17 protein-coding genes are annotated in these 16,014 nt (G+C 53.1%); 16 read left to right on the plus strand and 1 reads right to left on the minus strand.

What is annotated here, in order from left to right:
* Window positions 1-14 precede the first annotated feature (14 nt).
* The 16 genes from acs (at window position 15) to U5L07_05830 (ending at window position 14,887) form a co-directional block, all read left to right on the plus strand.
* Window positions 15-1,970: an acetate--CoA ligase gene (gene acs, locus U5L07_05755; GenBank protein ID MDZ7831235.1), complete on the plus strand. Its 1,956-nt coding sequence runs from the start codon at window positions 15-17 to the stop codon at window positions 1,968-1,970.
* Between the two features lie 15 nt (window positions 1,971-1,985).
* On the plus strand, window positions 1,986-3,023 hold the full coding sequence (locus tag U5L07_05760; GenBank protein ID MDZ7831236.1) for a histone deacetylase: 1,038 nt from the start codon (window positions 1,986-1,988) through the stop codon (window positions 3,021-3,023).
* Entirely contained in the window at window positions 3,020-4,753 is a 1,734-nt protein-coding gene (locus U5L07_05765; protein MDZ7831237.1) for an AMP-binding protein, read from the plus strand. Before U5L07_05760 ends, U5L07_05765 begins: the two co-directional genes overlap by 4 nt.
* Window positions 4,753-5,334 (plus strand): four helix bundle protein, encoded by a 582-nt coding sequence (locus U5L07_05770; GenBank protein MDZ7831238.1) that lies wholly within the window; start codon window positions 4,753-4,755, stop codon window positions 5,332-5,334. Before U5L07_05765 ends, U5L07_05770 begins: the two co-directional genes overlap by 1 nt.
* 58 nt (window positions 5,335-5,392) lie before the next feature.
* Window positions 5,393-6,799 carry a sigma 54-interacting transcriptional regulator gene (locus tag U5L07_05775; GenBank protein MDZ7831239.1) on the plus strand — a complete coding sequence of 469 codons (1,407 nt, stop codon included), beginning with the start codon at window positions 5,393-5,395 and terminating at the stop codon, window positions 6,797-6,799.
* Window positions 6,799-7,155: a NifB/NifX family molybdenum-iron cluster-binding protein gene (locus tag U5L07_05780; protein ID MDZ7831240.1), complete on the plus strand. Its 357-nt coding sequence runs from the start codon at window positions 6,799-6,801 to the stop codon at window positions 7,153-7,155. The genes U5L07_05775 and U5L07_05780 overlap by 1 nt, the downstream gene beginning before the upstream one ends.
* Window positions 7,148-8,872, plus strand: coding sequence for an ATP-binding protein (locus U5L07_05785; GenBank protein ID MDZ7831241.1), 1,725 nt, complete (start codon window positions 7,148-7,150; stop codon window positions 8,870-8,872). Before U5L07_05780 ends, U5L07_05785 begins: the two co-directional genes overlap by 8 nt.
* Entirely contained in the window at window positions 8,865-9,239 is a 375-nt protein-coding gene (locus tag U5L07_05790; protein ID MDZ7831242.1) for a response regulator, read from the plus strand. The genes U5L07_05785 and U5L07_05790 overlap by 8 nt, the downstream gene beginning before the upstream one ends.
* 11 nt (window positions 9,240-9,250) lie before the next feature.
* On the plus strand, window positions 9,251-9,916 hold the full coding sequence (locus tag U5L07_05795; GenBank protein ID MDZ7831243.1) for a hypothetical protein: 666 nt from the start codon (window positions 9,251-9,253) through the stop codon (window positions 9,914-9,916).
* 268 nt (window positions 9,917-10,184) lie between these two features.
* Window positions 10,185-10,487, plus strand: coding sequence for a hypothetical protein (locus U5L07_05800; GenBank protein ID MDZ7831244.1), 303 nt, complete (start codon window positions 10,185-10,187; stop codon window positions 10,485-10,487).
* A 33-nt stretch (window positions 10,488-10,520) separates the two neighbouring features.
* Window positions 10,521-11,030 (plus strand): response regulator, encoded by a 510-nt coding sequence (locus U5L07_05805; GenBank protein ID MDZ7831245.1) that lies wholly within the window; start codon window positions 10,521-10,523, stop codon window positions 11,028-11,030.
* Window positions 11,020-11,514, plus strand: coding sequence for a response regulator (locus U5L07_05810; protein MDZ7831246.1), 495 nt, complete (start codon window positions 11,020-11,022; stop codon window positions 11,512-11,514). The genes U5L07_05805 and U5L07_05810 overlap by 11 nt, the downstream gene beginning before the upstream one ends.
* A 125-nt stretch (window positions 11,515-11,639) precedes the next feature.
* Entirely contained in the window at window positions 11,640-12,203 is a 564-nt protein-coding gene (locus U5L07_05815) for a CBS domain-containing protein (GenBank protein ID MDZ7831247.1), read from the plus strand.
* Between the two features lie 58 nt (window positions 12,204-12,261).
* A complete protein-coding gene (locus U5L07_05820; protein ID MDZ7831248.1) occupies window positions 12,262-12,711 on the plus strand; it encodes a response regulator in 450 nt (149 codons plus the stop codon).
* A gap of 30 nt (window positions 12,712-12,741) precedes the next feature.
* A complete protein-coding gene (locus tag U5L07_05825) occupies window positions 12,742-14,373 on the plus strand; it encodes an SLC13 family permease (protein ID MDZ7831249.1) in 1,632 nt (543 codons plus the stop codon).
* A gap of 79 nt (window positions 14,374-14,452) precedes the next feature.
* A complete protein-coding gene (locus U5L07_05830; GenBank protein MDZ7831250.1) occupies window positions 14,453-14,887 on the plus strand; it encodes a hypothetical protein in 435 nt (144 codons plus the stop codon).
* Window positions 14,888-14,984: 97 nt separating this feature from the next.
* Here U5L07_05830 and U5L07_05835 read toward each other — a convergent pair whose 3' ends face one another.
* A complete protein-coding gene (locus tag U5L07_05835; GenBank protein ID MDZ7831251.1) occupies window positions 14,985-15,992 on the minus strand; it encodes a potassium channel protein in 1,008 nt (335 codons plus the stop codon).
* Window positions 15,993-16,014 lie beyond the last annotated feature (22 nt).

A 16,014-nucleotide genomic window follows, 5' to 3' on the forward strand; every position in this document is an offset into this window, starting at 1 on the left:
GAAGGAGGACGTCCATGACGGAAACGTATGATGCCCACTTGGAGGAATACCAAAAAATCGCATTCATCAATAGCAGGGACCAATACAAGGAGCTCTATGACCGCTCTGTCAAAGACCCTGAGGGATTCTGGGCGGAGCAGGCCCGCAAATACCTGACATGGGACAAGGAATGGGACTTTGTTCTAAAATATGATTTTCATGAGGCCAATATCGAATGGTTCGGCGGCGGCAAGCTCAATGCCTCGGCCAACTGCCTGGACCGGCACATGGATACCTTAAAAGACAAAGTGGCTCTCTACTGGGAGGGGGATAACCCCAATGAATCCAGAGCCTATACCTATGGCGATATTTATCAGCGGGTCAACCGGTTTGCCGGGGTGTTAAAATCCAGGGGGGTCAAAAAAGGGGACCGGGTGATTATCTACCTGCCCATGATCATTGAACTGCCCGTAGCCATGCTGGCCTGCGCCCGCATCGGGGCCATTCACAGCGTGGTATTCGGCGGATTCAGCTCCGAGGCGATCGCGAACCGGATTACAGACTGCGGGGCCAAACTCGTGATCACCGCAGACGGCGGATACCGGGCCGGAAAGCCCGTCCCCCTGAAGAAAAATGTGGACGCCGCCCTGGAGTCCTGCCCGGATGTGGAAACCGTGATCGTGGTTAACCGCACCGATTCGGACGCCCGGCTGGACGGCAAAAAACAAATCTGGTGGGCAGATGCCGTAAAGGACCCGAATCTCCCGGATTATGTGGAACCCGAACCCATGGATGCCGAAGATCCGCTGTTTATCCTCTACACCAGCGGCAGCACGGGAAAACCCAAAGGCGTGGTCCATACCCACGGGGGCTACCTCCTGTATTCGGCCATCACCACACGCCTGGTGTTTGACTTAAAAGATGATGAAATCTTCTGGTGCACCGCGGATATCGGCTGGATTACCGGGCACAGCTACATCGTCTACGGCCCGATGATAAACGGCCTCTCCGGCGTAATGTTTGAAGGCGTGCCGAGCTATCCGGACTTCGACCGGTTCTGGGCGATTGTTGAAAAATATAAAATCAACAAGTTCTATACCGCGCCCACGGCCATCCGGGCGCTGGCCAAGGAAGGCGACGAACACGTGCACAAGCACGACATCTCCTCACTGACTCTTCTGGGAACCGTGGGTGAGCCCATCAATCCGGAGGCCTGGCGCTGGTATCTGCATCATGTGGGCCGGGACTGGTGCCCGATCATCGATACCTGGTGGCAGACCGAGACCGGCGGGCATATGATCACCCCGCTTCCCGGAGTTGGGCCCATCAAACCGGGCTCCTGCTCCTACCCCTTTTTCGGGGTGGAGCCGGTGATTCTGGATGATACCGGGGAGCCGGTCAAGTATCCGAATGAAGAAGGCATTCTCTGCATCCGCCAGCCCTGGCCGGGTATCGCCCGTACGGTTTACGGGGACCATGAGCGTTTCCGGGACACCTATTTCAGCCACGCGCCCGGCATGTATTTCACCGGCGACGGCGCCAAACAGGACGAGGACGGCTATTTCTGGATTATCGGCCGGATCGATGATGTAATCAATGTCTCCGGCCACCGCCTGGGCACGGCAGAAGTGGAGTCCGCCCTGGTGCTCAACAAGAACGTAGCCGAAGCCGCAGTGGTTGGCGTCCCCCACTCTATCAAAGGCCAGGGCATCTATGCCTTTATCATCTTAAAAAGCGGGGTCACGCCTTCGGATGACCTGAAAAAGGAGCTTGTCGGTCAGGTCAGAAAAGAAATCGGCCCGATCGCCACCATTGACGTCATTCAGTGGACCGACGGATTGCCTAAAACCCGGAGCGGAAAGATCATGCGGCGGATTTTGAAGAAAATTGCGGCCGGCAAACTGGACGAACTGGGGGATACCTCAACCATTGCCGATGAATCGGTCATTGACAAACTGATCGAGGAGCGGGTTGATATCTCCTCTTTATAAGAAAAACCGCCGGCCATGGGGATAAAAATTGGCATTGCAAGGGATGACCGGTTTTTGGCGCATAAAACCGGTCATTTTCATCCCGAACATCCCAAGCGGCTGGATGCCATCTACCGGATGCTGGACCGGGAATTTGCCGGCCGGCTCCAAACCTATACGGCGCTGCCTGCGGCCATGGATCTGGTGGAAGCGGTCCATTCGCCGGAGCATATCCGGCGGATACTAAAAACCGCGGAGCAGCATGTTACCAACCTGGCCCCGGATACGCCGGTATCGGCAAAATCCTACATGGCGGCCTGGCTGGCAGCCGGCTCGTGCATTCAGGGGGTGGATGCCCTGTTAAACAGCGAATGCACGTCTTTTTTTGCCCTGCTCCGTCCGCCCGGCCATCACGCGCTGGCCAACCGGGCGGGCGGCTTCTGCATCTTCAACAACGTGGCCATAGCCGCCAGATATGCGCTAAACCATCACCGGCTGGAGCGGATCCTGGTGATTGACTGGGATGTCCACCATGGAAACGGCATTCAGGCGCTTTTCTATCATGACCCCCGGGTGCTCTATGTATCCACCCATGACCTGATGCTATACCCCTATTCCGGCGAGCCCGAGCAGACCGGCACCGACTGGGGCGAAGGCTACACCATCAATGCCCCGCTGGGCCGATCCATGACCGATGATGACATCATCTGGCTGTATCAGGCGATCCTCTCACCGGTGATTGAATCCTACCGACCGGAATTGATCATGGTATCCGCCGGCTTTGACGCGCACAGGGATGATCCGCTGGGCCGGTCCCAATGGACGGAGGCCGCCTATACGGGGATTACCCGGCTGCTCATCCATGCCAAAAAAGGGGTTGGGGACCCGCCCATATTTCTTGCCCTGGAAGGCGGGTATAACCCGGGCGCCCTTGTCAGCTCGGTTCATTCTGTGTTATTGGAACTTTTTGAGAACGAAAGCCGAATGCCGGAGGTATCACCCACTTATGAAAAAACCAGGCATCTCGTCCACCGGCTGCTTAAAATTCACTCAAAATACGGACTTATGGCATGATTAAGGCAAGAATTCCGGCGCACGATACGGCATCCGCCAACCTGCAATCCTATGAGGAAACCCGGCGGCAATTTGATTGGACCGAAATTGAAAAGGAATTTTCCTGGTACGGCAAAGACCGGATGAACATCATCACCGAATCCATTGATCGGTGGGCGGCAGACCCGGAACGGACCGATCATCCGGCCATGATTTTCCAAAAGCAGGGGGTTATTGAAGCCTACACCTACCGGCAGCTCAAGGAAAAATCCTGCCAATGGGCGGCCATGCTTTCCAAACGGGGATTTACCCAGGGCGACCGGCTGATCACCCTGCTTCCGCCCTCACCGGAAACCTTTTTTGCCATGGCCGCCTGCGCCCGCATCGGGGTGATTTTCTGCCCCATATTCGCCACCGCCGGCTTTTATGAACTTGAAATTCGTTTAGAATCCACAGCCCCCAAAGGCGTGCTCACCCATCCGGACCTGGTGGAAAAGCTCTCCTACGAGTTTGCCTCAAATGTTGAATACATCTTCTTAACCCAAACCACCGGGCCCGGCCTGTTTTCCAATGAAACCCCGCTGGCGGCGGAAATCGATGCCATGCCCAAAGAATTTCCGGCAGAACCCCTGCCGGGAAACGCGCCGCTTTACATGATTTTTACCTCCGGCTCCACGCGCCCGCCCAAGGGCGTTATCCATACCCATCAGGATATGACGGGGATTCTGGCCTCCGCGCGATGGGTCCTGAATGTAAAGCCGGAGACAATCCTGTGGACCGATGCGGACCCCGCCTGGGTCACGGGCACGGTATACGGAGGGCTCGCCCCGTGGCTTTGCGGGATTACCTCGGTGATCCAGGGCGATCCGTTTACCGCGGCCAACTGGTACTGGACCATCGAGCGTCACCGGATATCGGTCTGCTATACCACCCCCCGCACCATCCGGGACTTGATGGAGGCGGGCGATGATCTGCCGTCCCGGTATGATTTAAGCTCCCTCAGGCATATGGCCACTGTGGGCGCGCCGCTGGTGCCGGATCTTTTCTACTGGGGCGGCAAATACCTCAACTGCTATCCGCATGACAACTGGTGGATGACCGAAACCGGCATCATCTGCATTGCCAACCTTCCGAGCCTGGATATAAAGCCGGGCGCCATTGGAAAGCCGATTCCGGGCATCAAGGCCGCCATTCTGGATGAAGCCGGCGAAGAGCTGCCGCCGCTTTCCCTGGGCGAACTGGCCTTAAAAGCGCCCTGGCCGGGCCTGATGCATGACCTGTGGCATGACAGCGCACGATTCCAGAAATACTTCAGAAACGACCAGTGGTTTGTCACCGGCGATATCGCCCTCTGCGATGAGGAGGGCTATTTCTATCATCAGGGCCGAAACGATGATCTCTTAAAAGCCGGGGGGGACAAGCTGATCGGCCCCTTTGAAATCGAACAGGTCCTGACCACCCACCCGGCGGTGGCGGAAGCCGCGGTTATTTCCAAAGGCAGCGAACCCGGCGAAGGGAGCTCCTACCTCAAGGCCTTTTTGACCTTAAAAAAGGGTTATATCAGCTCAAACCGGCTGAATTATGAAATCAAAGCCTACCTTAAGGCCAATTTCAGCAAGGATATCGAGCTGCGGGAAATCGTATTCCTCGACGCGCTTCCCAAAACCCGAAGCGGCAAGCTCCTGCGCCGCGTATTGCGGGCTTGGGAGCTGGGGCTGCCCGGGGGCGATGTCATCAACATGCAGGACTGATGGCAAAAATTGAGCGCTATCTGCTTTCTGGTTGGGGCCATCGAAATCGAAATCGGGATCGGGATCGCTATCGGGATCGACGCATCATGACGCTAGGACACGAGAGACTTGACGTTTACCATCTATCGATCAGCTACGTGGCCTGGGTATACGAAAAGGCCAAGGGGTTGAACGGCGTCCATCGCCCCGCACGGGACCAATGGCTTCGCGCGAGCCAGTCGATCCCGCTGAACATCGCCGAGGGCAACGGCAAGACCGCCGACGCGGACAGGCGGCGCTATTTTGAGATTGCGAGGGGCTCCGCGATAGAATGCGCCACCATTCAGGATGTTCTGGTTGTCGGCAAGGCGCTGGACAAGACCGAGAGCCGGAGCCGCAAAGACGAACTCGACCGCATGGCGGCGATGCTCAGCCGACTGGGCGGAAGAGGATACCAGGTTCGGGAGGATCATACATTCTATGGCCAGGAGGCTACAGGCGATTTCGATCCCGATAGCGATAGCGATTTGGACGGAGAAGGATCCTCGTCCCCCCAAGGGCCGGCATATCATTTACAACACCCTTTCCAGCGGACTTCTTAAATTGATGGCCGTGCTTTTCAACCGCCGGCCGTGCCACCCAAGCGGAGAATTCGCCTAAATGCGTGATCAACCCGCCATAGAGGGACTGTTTTCCTCTCCAGTGGCGCTTAAAGCCCTGATTGATGAAATACCCATGGGCATCCTTATCCTGGGCCCCTATCGTCGCATTATCACCATGAACCGGGCCCTTGAGGCCCTGACCGGGTTTTACCGGGAGGAGGCCGCGGGTATCGGCTGCCATCACATCCTCCGCAGCCGGATCTGCTTCAAGGAATGCCCGCTGCTGAAACTGGATAAACACTCCGAACCGCTCTCCTATGAAAGCGACATCATCAACAAGGATCGCCAGCGGATTCCCATCCGCGTCACCATGGCCCCTGTCATTGACACCTCCGGCGAGATCACCGGCTACATCGAAACCGTGGAGGACATCCGGGCCATCAACACCCATGATGCGGAAATGCATCAGGCATTCAGCTATTCGCATATCATCGGCAAAAGCCCAAAGATGGAAAGAATCTTTCAGATGCTCCCGTTGATTGCGCAGAACGATTCCTCGGTACTGATTACCGGAGAGACCGGGACCGGCAAGGACATGCTGGCCGAAGCAATCCATGAGTCCTCAAGCCGGGCAAAGGGGCCGTTTATCAAAGTCAACTGCGGGGCCCTGCCGGAAACACTGCTTGAATCCGAACTTTTCGGCCACAAAAAGGGGGCGTTCACCGGGGCGGTAGAAAACAAGCCCGGCCGATTCCGGCTGGCCCAGAACGGCTCCCTTTATCTGACGGAAATCGGGGATCTGCCGCTCGCGCTCCAGGTCAAGCTCCTGACCTTTTTAGACGATAAGATCGTTTACCCTTTGGGCAGCTCAAAAGGCGTTCATGTGGATGTCCGGGTCATTGCCGCCACCCACCGCCACCTGGAGCAAATGGTGAAAGCCGGGGAATTCAGGGAGGACCTTTTGTTTCGGCTGAACGTGGTTCGCCTGCATCTGCCGCCGCTCAGGGAGCGGGAGGAGGATCTGCGGCTGTTGATCGATCATTTTTTTAACCAATTTACAACCCATTTCGGCAAATCCGTTAAAGGATTTACCAAGCGGGCCTTAGACATTTTAAAAACCTATTCATATCCCGGAAACGTCCGGGAACTAAGAAATATCATTGAATATTCCGTCAATGTCTGCCAGGATGAGCACATTGACAGCCGCCACCTCCCGGCCTATCTGACCGAAACACCGCATGAGCCGAAACCCCGGAACGAAGCCATGGAAGCGCCCCAGCCCATGCAAACGCCGCCCCCCCGGGCGGCGGAATCCGTTCAGGGCAAAAATTGGGCGGAAATTGAAAAACAAATGATACTTGACGCCCTGTATCAGGCCGGCGGCCGGCGCAGCAAAGCCGCAGAAATTCTCGGCTGGGGCAGAAGCACCCTATGGCGTAAGATGAAGCATTATAAGATAAGCTGATGAAAAAGATTCTGATACCGATTTTCGGCAATGATATCTCCCCGCGATTCGACCTGACCGCTGAAGTTTATATCCTCAATGTTGACAAAAGCGGCCATTACCAGGATGAACGCATCGTGGTCCTGCCCCAGATCTCCGCCGAACATCTCTGCCATTTAATCCTTACGGAAAACGTCCATGTGGTGATCTGCGGCGGCATTGAAGATGAATATTACCAGTATCTGGCCTGGAAACGGATCACGGTTTACGACTCGGTAATCGGCCCGTGGCAGGCGGCAGTTTCGAGATATCTTGACAATTCCCTCCACTCCGGCGATATACTTGATAAGCTAAAGGAGGATTCCATACATGAGTGAGACTCTGACTTCGGAACGTATGAATGGCCGGACAAGCGAGAAAAAGACCCGGCGCAAACTCCAGCACCGATATCTCCGCCTCCGCCGCAATATGATCATCATTATGGTGCTTGTGACCATTGTGCCCCTGACCCTGATGCTGTTGATCAATGCCTTCCAGTATCAGTCCAAAATCAAGTCTGAGCGCATTGAACCCATGCGGGCCATCGTCAACAAGTCCACCCATTCCTTTGAACTGTTTCTGGAAGAGCGGATTTCGGCCATCCGGTTTCTGGCTTCCAGTTACACCTTTAAACAGCTTTCTGAGCAGAAAATATTGAACCAGGTCTACCATGATCTGCGCGACACCTTCGGCGGATATGTGGATCTGGGGCTAATCAACAGCAAGGGCATCCAGGTAAGCTATGCCGGTCCCTATGAGCTCTTGAATAAAGACTATTCTGAGCAGCAATGGTTCCAGGAGGTTCAGGTCCGGGGCACCTATATCAGCGATGTCTTCATGGGGTATCGAAAATTTCCGCACATCGCCCTGGCCGCCCAGCACCTGAAACCTGACGGCACCTTCTGGGTGCTGCGCGCCACCATGGACACAAAAAAATTTGACAACCTGATTGCGGCCATGGGGTTAAGCCCGATCAGCGACGCCTTTATCATCAACCCAAACGGCATTCTTCAAACCGAATCCCAGTTTTACGGCGATGTGCTTGAAGAATGCCGCCTCTCTGTCCCCCGGGGCGGCGCCGGCACCCATGTAACGGAAAAAACCGACCCGAACGGGAGAGAAGTTTTCCAGATTTCGTCAAATTTTTTAAAGCATGACTACACGCTGGTCACCGTGATTCCACGGGAGATCATTTTAAAATCCTGGCACTCCCTGCGCCAGGAGATGATCCTTATCTTTATCATCAGCTTTGTGGCCATCCTGATGGTCATTTTCTGGGTTACCACCCAGCTGGTCAAGCGCATTCAGGATGCGGATGAGCGCCGGGAGGCGGCATTCAGAAACCTGGAATACACCCAGAAGCTCTCCTCCATCGGGCGTCTGGCCGCAGGCGTGGCCCATGAAATCAACAACCCCTTGTCCATCATCAATGAAAAAGCCGGGCTGTTAAAAGATCTGGTCGAACATGACCGCTATCAGGACAAGGATAAACTCCTTAAAATGACCGCTTCCATCAATCAGTCCGTCAACCGCTGCAAATCGATCACCCAACGGCTGCTGGGATTTGCCCGTCAAATCGGGGTACATTATGAAATGCTGGATGTCAATGAGGTGCTCAAGGAAACCATCGGATTTCTGAAAAAAGAGGCGATTTCCAAAAACATCCATACCCGGTATGAACTCGATGAAGAACTGTCCAAAATATCCTCGGACCGCGGCCAGCTCCAGCAGGTTTTTTTAAATATCATTAACAATGCCTTTGCCGCGGTTGAGAAGGGCGGGGAGGTAGCCCTCAAGACCCGGGAGGTGGATGCGTATACGATTGCCGCCTCCATCAGCGACAACGGGACGGGTATGACCAATGAAACCCTCAAGCAGATATTCGAGCCGTTTTTCACCACCAATAAACAGTACGGCACCGGCCTCGGGCTGTCCATCACCTACGGCATCGTCAAAAAACTCGGCGGTGACATCAAGGTTCAGAGCAAACTTGGTGAAGGCTCCACATTTACCATCTATTTACCCAAAAAACAGGCGGGAGAGCAAAATGAATAAGGTGAAGGTCTTACTTGTGGATGACGAGGAAGAGTTCGTCTCCGCCCTGGCTGAGCGGCTGGATATTCGGGGGATTGAAGCGCATGTGGCTACAGACGGGGAACAGGCCCTGGAAATGATCGAAAATGATACCTTTCCGGTGATCGTCCTGGATGTGATTATGCCCGGCATCAGCGGCCTTGAAGTAATGCAGCGGATCAATGCCAAACAGATCGATACGGTGGTGATTCTGCTCACCGGCCACGGCTCCACCAAGGAAGGCCTTGAAGGGATGCGTATGGGCGCATTCGATTACCTGATGAAGCCTCTTGACATTGATGAACTGATTTCCAAAATGCATGAAGCCATTGAATCCAAAAACTCATAGAAGAGGTAAAAATGTCCGAGTTAAAGGGAAAAGATGTTGAATTCTTCGGCAAGATAACCGCCTCCATGACCCATGAATTCAAAAACGTGCTGGCCATCATCAAGGAATCCGCCGGCCTGATGGAGGATATCACTAAAATTGCCCCGCTATCCGAAAGCAAGCACCAGGAAAAATTCGACAATGCCCTGAGCACCGTCAAAAACCAGTTAAACCGGGGCATGGAACTGAGCACGGTTTTCAACCGGTTTGCCCATTCGCCGGACAAGCCTCAGACGGAAATCAACCTCAAAGACCTTGCCGAGCGCGTGGTAACACTCTCTGAACGACTTGCCCGGTTAAAGCATATTACCCTTACCGCCGCCCCCGATGACAAAGCGGATAAAGCCTTAAACATCACCGGCAACCCCGTATGGGCGCAAATGGCTGTTTATCAGGCCATTGAATGCTGCCTGAACCAGCTATCCCCGGAGTGTGAAATTACCCTGACCAGCAGCAGTATTGACGGGCATAAAGGGATTCGGATCGATTGCGCCAATGTTCAAACCGATGCGGCCGAATTCTGCCGGTCGCTTGAAAACGCCGAGCATTGGCAGGAACTGGAATCCGTTATGGAGGCTGTTAACGGCCGTGCGCAGACCTCAGAGAAGGGGCCTGGCATCAGACTGTTATTTGATTAGACCGGTTTCCCCCCTTCCGTCCGCCCCAAACCGAATGTTCTCTAAGCCGTCTTCGTGCGAGCAATTTGTTTTATTTTGTTTCAAAATGTTTCTTTCAAAATGTTTTTAATTGTTTCATAACGCTTCACCCACCGCCCCAACCTTCCCATAGAAATTCAAAAACCATTGCACCGTGCGATTCTCTATAGTTGGCACAAAAGATGCTTTAGAATATTATAAAATATAATGATTAATTGCCAATAATATCATTTTTTTAAGGAGGATTGACATGGCACGAATCAACTTTGAAAACACATTTGCGGCGGCGGCTTTTGCCGAAGCCGGGGAGCATGAAACAGCCATGAAAATGGCCGGCATTACACCGGTTTATGAGAAGGTCCGAAAATTTGCCGATGCTGTTCAACAGTGCTTTGCTGCGGTTGGCTTTGCCGAAGCCGGCTGCCATGCCGAGGCGACTAAAATGGCGCATACCGAAACGGTATGCCGGAAAAACAGCGAAACCCTGGACAACTTCCTTGAAAACGTGGGACTCAGCAATGTCCGGGTCTGCTACGGGCTGGCGACGGTATAGCACGCCTTGCTTCTCGCGATGAGAATCAATCTGTTGCTTATTGAAACCGACTATTTATACCGCATCAATTTGAGCAACCGTCTGGCCCAGGGAGATTTCCGCATTTTTTCAGCGAACCAGCCCAAAGAAATCAACCGCCTGATCAAAAAGAAAAAAATCGATGTTGCACTATTGGATCTTTCAGGGTTAAAATTAGAAGGATTAAAAATATTGTCATTGATCAAAAAGCTCAACCCGTTGACGGAGGTAATTACACTTAACGGCTCCGGCAATATGGCATTATCCATAGACGGGATGAAGCGGGGCGCGTTTGATGACCTTTTGATTCCGTTTGATATGAAAACCTTGATGGAGCGGATCAAAACAGCCTATGCGCAGAAAAGTGAGCGCGAGGCCGAAACCGCCATCAGCGGATATCAAAAGGTTATGATGGCTGCTGCATTCGCTGAAGCGGGGGAAAGTGAAACCGCTAAAGCGTTAATGGATAGTTGCAAAAGAAAATCTGTTGACCCAAACTCAAAAGGAGAACGCAATGGCGGATAAAGACAACATTAAAATTCTTCTGGTCGATGATGAGGAAGAATTTGTCAAAACCCTGTCCGAACGGATCAAGATGCGGGAACTGGGCACCAATATTGCACATAACGGGGAGCAGGCCCTGGAGCTTGTGGACAATGAAGTCCCGGATGTCATGGTGCTTGATTTAAGGATGCCGGGCATTGACGGCATGGAGGTCTTAAAGCGGGTAAAAAAAACCTATCCGGATGTTCAGGTCATCATTCTGACCGGCCACGGCTCGGAAAAGGATGAAGAAGAGGCCAGGCGGCTTGGTGCGTTTGAATATCTGCAAAAGCCGGTAGAGGTTGACACCCTGGTGCAGAAAATCCAGCGCGCCTATCGGCAGAAAATCGAAACCTCCATGATGGCCGGCACGTTTGCTGAGGCCGGGGAGTTTGATACCGCCCAACAGATCCTTGATCGGGACAAAAAGAAAGATAAAAAAAAAGATAAAAAAAAAGACAGGTAGCCCGAAACTGATGCGTTAAGCTTACCTTTACACACGGAACAGAGCCTCGGCATAGCCATCTGCCCTGACAGATCACTATGCCGAATTTTTATGAAGCTGCCATTTTAAAGACCAGGAGCTTATGAATGAAGGAAATACTTGTTAAAGACTTGATGGTTCCCCTGGAGGAGTACGCGACCATCCACGAAAGCGCGACTCTCTATGATGCGGTCCAGGCCCTGGAGCAGGCGCAGAAAAGCTGGGAAAAATCCCACCAGACCTATCTCCATCGGGCGGTTCTGGTTTACAACGATAAAAAAGAAATTGCGGGTAAATTAAGCCAGCTCGATCTCCTCAAAGGTCTGGAGCCCAAATATCACCAGGCTTCTGCACAGGGCGGCCGGATGATGACCAGCGGGTTCAGCCAGAGCTTCCTGCGCTCTCTCATCCAACAATTCTCCCTCTGGGACAAGCCGCTCGCGGATATCTGCAAAAAAGCGGCTAAAATGCAGGTAAAAAACTGCATGTATATTCCGGAGGAGGGCGAATACGTGGATCTGGAGGATACCCTTGATGTCGCCATCAACCAGCTGGTACTGGGCCACCATCAATCCCTGCTGGTGACCAGAAACGGGAAAATCGTGGGTATTCTTCGGCTGACCGACGTTTTCAAAGAAGTCTGCAATATGATTAAAGCGTGCAGCATCTAACCGGATTGAGCCAGAAAAGCCCGATTCACAGATATTTGCGTGATTAAAGGGGGACTACATGAAAATTCGTATCCTATTGGTTGATGATGAGGCCAGCTTTGTGGAACAGCTGGCCGAACGCCTGAAACTAAGAGACTATGATGTCACCACCTGCCTGAGCGGTGAAGAAGCCGTAGAAAAAATCAAAAAATATAATTACGATGTGGTGGTCCTTGATGTGGCCATGCCCGGCATTGACGGAACCGAGGCGCTGCGCCAGATTAAATCCATGAAACCGCTCATCGAGGTCATCATGCTAACCGGCCATGCCACAGTGGAGTCTGCCATTGAAGGCATGAAACTGGGGGCCTTTGACTACTTGATGAAGCCCTGTGAAACCGATGAACTGATCCAAAAAATCAACAATGCCCATGAGCGAAAGGCCGCCCAGGAGGAACGCATCCGGTCGGCAAAAGCGGAAAAATATTTCACCTCTCCGCGCTCGGCGCTGAAAAACGATGACAAATGAGTTTGAACCTGAAACACAGGAGAGTGGTAAATGAGTCATGATATCGAAACTCCGGGCGGCAGCGGGCTGCTCGCAAATAAAACCTTCTGGTTAATCGTTGGCATTGCCGTTTTTGTTCTCGTCGCCTTTGTCCTGCCCACGCCGGACAGCCTGACGCAAATTATCGGAGAGCGCGGCATTGATAAAAAATTAATCGACTGGGGCGTGGCCACAGATCTTGAAAACGCCGCAGATAAAGCCATGACTGTCTTAGGAATTATTCCTATGGCGGTCATTTTTTTTGCCACTGAAGCCATTCCCATTGGACTCACCGGCATATTGATGCCAGTGCTCGCCTACTTCCTTAATTTACTCCCCAAAGGCATGATCGGCAAAACCTTTGCAGGCGATGCCCCGCTTTTTTTGCTGGGGGTCCTGGCCATGGGCGTCGCCGTGGTGGATGTCGGCCTTCACAGACGCCTGGCCGCCTGGATTCTCGGCTGGACCAAGGGATTTTATACGCCCATCTTCGTTCTCTGCATCAGCATGGCGGTGATCGGCTCCTTTATCTCCGCCCACGCCATGTGCGCCTTTATGACCCCGGTCATGATGGCGGTCTATTTCGGCGTGGTCCAGTCCAATAGCCCTTCCGGCGAAATCCAGCATGATCCCAACCTGGCCAAATTTTTACTCTTTACCCTATGCTTTGCTTTAAACGTGGGCGGCGTGGGATCTCCGGCCGCCGGCGGCCGAAACGTCATCATGATGGGCTACTGGCAGGGCTACAATGTGCCCATGGACTTCTTTACCTGGATGAAGTACGGCTTCCCGCTGGTGCCGGTCATGGGGCTTCTGGTGGCTGTTTACATGCTGGTGGTATTTTCCCGCAAACTCAAACACAAGGATCTGACCCCGGGTCTGACCGCGATTAAAGACGAAAACCGCAAGATGGGGAAAATGAAATACGCCGAATATGTCACCTTTGCCATGCTGATCGTCATTCTACTCTTATGGGTTTTCGCCTCAGGCACCCTTGGCCTCGGCGGACCGGCACTGCTGGCACTATTGATTCCAGTCATTTTTCGAACCACGGACTGGCATAAAATCTTAAACGGCATTTCCTGGGATGCCTGGTTCATGTACTGCGGGGCCCTTACCATGGGCGCACTCTTAAAAGAAAGCGGCGCCGCCCTGTGGCTGGCCCAGAGCGTCATGGCCGCTTTAAGCAATCTGGGCATGAGCCAGGGATTCGGCCTCTGGGTGGGGTTGTCCTCATTTTCCGGTCTGATGACCAACTTTATGTCCGATGCCGGTACCACCGCCCTTTTGGGACCGATCGTCATTCCCATGGGGATTATGTCCGATGTGGCGGGTGAACCGTGGGCATCCGGCATGGCCGTGGCGTTTGCCACATCCTTTGCCCATTTCCTGATCGTAGGCACCCCGAATAACGCCATCGTCTACGGGCTGGGCACCTATCCGGATACCGGAGAGCGGGTCATCCAGCCCATCGACTTTGTCAAATATGGATTCGTGCTGTGGCTCCTCTGTCTGGTGGCCGTCTGGCTCCTGGCATTCCTCGGGACCTTCAACCTGGTCGGTTTTCCCGAAGGCATCCTGGAGACCGCCAGAGGCGTATTGCAGAGCGGGGCGGAAATCTCAGAAGTATCCGGCGGACACTAATTCGAATCAACCATAAACTAATACTTGCCCCGGGTGAGAGCCGACAGTCCCGCCTCCCCCGGGGCAAACTTTCCTGCCGATGATGCTTCATTTGCCAAAAACCGGTCAAAAACGCCCTTTCTGGGTATGGCTCATCTTTGCATTCTATCTTTTTTCCGGGGTCATGAATCTCTCCATGCTCTGGCTGATACTTACCGGTGATGTCAATCTTTCGCCTGAAGAGCTGAGCATGGCCAGAAAAACCTCCCTGGCCTGGACCCTGGGGGGCCTTCTGCCGCTGGCGAATATCGCCGGGGCGGTATCGATTTTCCTGCTCAGAAAAATGGCTTTCTATATTTTTTCAGGCATGTTTATCGCCGGGCTGGCAAACGGCATGCTGCAGTTTGTGCTGTTGGACTGGTCGCTGCAGACGGTTTCCGGGCAAGGCTTGAGCCAGGTGGGCATCGGCTATCTGATCACCCTTGCCGTCTGCATCTATACCTACCGACTCAAAAAACAGAATATCCTCATATAGCGGAAAGCCCAAGGATCGCTCGATTCAGGTTTCAACCGAGTCCCCCGCTATCTTATGTCATATGGTTAAAATATATCTTGAATTCTAAACCGTGCGGTCAATTCTCACATGGCTCCGCTGTCGTCTTGTTCTTTGAATTCCAGCCCTTCCCATGAATTTTTTCAATGAATTGATCGATATTGATTTGCGGGCCGACAAAAACAAGTGTGTCACCCGCATGAATCAACTCCAAGGAAGAGGGATTGTATATCCGGGTGCCATCGGCCCGTTTTATTGCCACAATAATCAGGTCAAATTCGTTGCGGATGTTTGCGTCCATCATTGACTTGCCGACAAAGGTGGCCGTTTCAGGGATTTCCAGCTCTTCGATGGCCAGTTCGATCTCTTTTCCGGAAATCGTTGAATCCAAAAAATCGGTTATGGTCGGACGGAGGATATTCTGGGTGATGCGCAGCGCCGCGCTGGCATAGGGCGAAACCACATAATTGGCCCCGGCCCGTAAAAGCTTTTTTTCAACGCCCTTGCTGCTGGCGCGGGCGAAGATAGACATATCCGGATTCAGTGCCCGGGCCGTCAAGACGATAAAAACATTATCCGCGTCGCGGTTCACGACTGAAATAAGCCCCTTGGCCCTTTCCACCCCGGCTTCTTTAAGGCTTTCCTCTTCCATGGCATCCCGCCTGAGATGCGCGACGCCAAGTTCCTTGCACTTAAGAATGGCCCTTTCATCATTATCAATAACCACCAGCGGCATACCGCTGGCCAACAGTTCAGCCGTAACGATCTGGCCCACCTGGCCATGGCCGCAAACCACATAATGATCCGTAAAATTTTTCAGCTTTTTACGCACTTTTCGCCTCCGATAGAGTTCGAGCGTATTGCCATCCAGAAACATATTGCCGAGAAGCGCAGCTGTCGCAGCCACCAATCCGAAACCAAAAACGATAAGCACAATGGCGAAAATACGGCCGCCATCGCTTAACTCGAAAGGCGCCACAGTAGTGAGGGTGCCGATGGTCAAATACATGGCTTCAACCGGAGTCCGCTCTTCCACGAGCATATAGCCGCACATGCCAAACAAAAACAGGCAAACCAGGGAAAACAATAATAGCGCAGCAATCTTATTT

The organism is Desulfobacterales bacterium (assembly GCA_034520365.1).
Classification (GTDB): Bacteria; Desulfobacterota; Desulfobacteria; order Desulfobacterales; family Desulfosalsimonadaceae; genus M55B175.

Coding starts and splice junctions, on each gene's coding strand:
- acs (MDZ7831235.1), top strand. CDS start 15: ATGACGGAAACGTATGATGCCCACTTGGAGGAATACCAAAAAATCGCA.
- U5L07_05760 (MDZ7831236.1), top strand. CDS start 1,986: ATGGGGATAAAAATTGGCATTGCAAGGGATGACCGGTTTTTGGCGCAT.
- U5L07_05765 (MDZ7831237.1), top strand. CDS start 3,020: ATGATTAAGGCAAGAATTCCGGCGCACGATACGGCATCCGCCAACCTG.
- U5L07_05770 (MDZ7831238.1), top strand. CDS start 4,753: ATGGCAAAAATTGAGCGCTATCTGCTTTCTGGTTGGGGCCATCGAAAT.
- U5L07_05775 (MDZ7831239.1), top strand. CDS start 5,393: ATGCGTGATCAACCCGCCATAGAGGGACTGTTTTCCTCTCCAGTGGCG.
- U5L07_05780 (MDZ7831240.1), top strand. CDS start 6,799: ATGAAAAAGATTCTGATACCGATTTTCGGCAATGATATCTCCCCGCGA.
- U5L07_05785 (MDZ7831241.1), top strand. CDS start 7,148: ATGAGTGAGACTCTGACTTCGGAACGTATGAATGGCCGGACAAGCGAG.
- U5L07_05790 (MDZ7831242.1), top strand. CDS start 8,865: ATGAATAAGGTGAAGGTCTTACTTGTGGATGACGAGGAAGAGTTCGTC.
- U5L07_05795 (MDZ7831243.1), top strand. CDS start 9,251: ATGTCCGAGTTAAAGGGAAAAGATGTTGAATTCTTCGGCAAGATAACC.
- U5L07_05800 (MDZ7831244.1), top strand. CDS start 10,185: ATGGCACGAATCAACTTTGAAAACACATTTGCGGCGGCGGCTTTTGCC.
- U5L07_05810 (MDZ7831246.1), top strand. CDS start 11,020: ATGGCGGATAAAGACAACATTAAAATTCTTCTGGTCGATGATGAGGAA.
- U5L07_05815 (MDZ7831247.1), top strand. CDS start 11,640: ATGAAGGAAATACTTGTTAAAGACTTGATGGTTCCCCTGGAGGAGTAC.
- U5L07_05820 (MDZ7831248.1), top strand. CDS start 12,262: ATGAAAATTCGTATCCTATTGGTTGATGATGAGGCCAGCTTTGTGGAA.
- U5L07_05825 (MDZ7831249.1), top strand. CDS start 12,742: ATGAGTCATGATATCGAAACTCCGGGCGGCAGCGGGCTGCTCGCAAAT.
- U5L07_05830 (MDZ7831250.1), top strand. CDS start 14,453: ATGATGCTTCATTTGCCAAAAACCGGTCAAAAACGCCCTTTCTGGGTA.